This is a genomic window from Treponema sp. R8-4-B8, from assembly GCF_054786175.1.
The window spans coordinates 1-768 of record NZ_BDHE01000177.1; the positions used below are offsets into that span (position 1 = coordinate 1).

Consider the following 768-nt stretch of genomic DNA (forward strand, 5'->3'; position numbering starts at 1 on the left):
CGTCCAAAAGATCAACGACGGCATCAAATCCGGAACGGTAGTCAATCGCGCTGGCACCGCGGTAAAGGAATCGATCGACGGCGGCCTGCTGCGCGAAGACGGGAAGTATCTGTACCCCATTCGGGAGGATATTCCCATCATGCTGATCGACGAGGCGTTTTTAGTCGGGGCATGACGGTGTGATCGGCTTAACGATTCGGCGGATTGATATTTCAGACCTCGACCAACTCCTGAACGGCCGCCTCCGGCTCGGGCGCGGTTTCCGAGACGCCTTTCATTTTCAGGAGTTCGGCACGCAGGGTCTCGCCAGCTTCACCTATATTCTCCGCGAGCGCCTCCGCAAACTCAAAACAATGTCTGTCATCGTAACCATCCGGTTCCTCGCCGGGACGCATTACTGACCTTAAAAAACCCCACATAGTTTCAGGGGTGCCCCAAAACGCTAGTTCCTGTCTCTTATACACATCTAGATGTGTATAAGAGACAGTCATAACGGTATGTGTAATCTTTCTGCGGGGGATGTAATATCATTTATTGAGGATGACGGCTATGAGACTCGTGTAGTAACGTCGGACGGACGCTTTGTTAGCCTAAAGAGGGGTGACGGGGCAAGAAATACGTCTTTGGGCGAAGATATGAAAAAAGCGTGTACTAATAAAACGTTCTTTGAGCGAGTTATAATGAAAACTATAGAAAAGTACGGGGTAGCAGCAGGCTATTTCCTAATTAACAGAGAGTTAGAAAATATGATGAATGAGTGGTTATGTA

2 protein-coding genes are annotated in these 768 nt (G+C 49.1%); one reads left to right on the top strand and one right to left on the bottom strand.

The features are described 5' to 3' along the window. Positions 1-212: 212 nt before the first annotated feature. Positions 213-395 carry a hypothetical protein gene (locus ACYVRA_RS07715; RefSeq protein ID WP_461252156.1) on the bottom strand — a complete coding sequence of 61 codons (183 nt, stop codon included), beginning with the start codon at positions 393-395 and terminating at the stop codon, positions 213-215. A gap of 102 nt (positions 396-497) precedes the next feature. Here ACYVRA_RS07715 and ACYVRA_RS07720 point away from each other — a divergent pair. Next, positions 498-768, top strand: a 271-nt coding sequence (locus ACYVRA_RS07720) for a hypothetical protein (RefSeq protein WP_461252157.1), incomplete at its 3' end; no start/stop codon positions are given.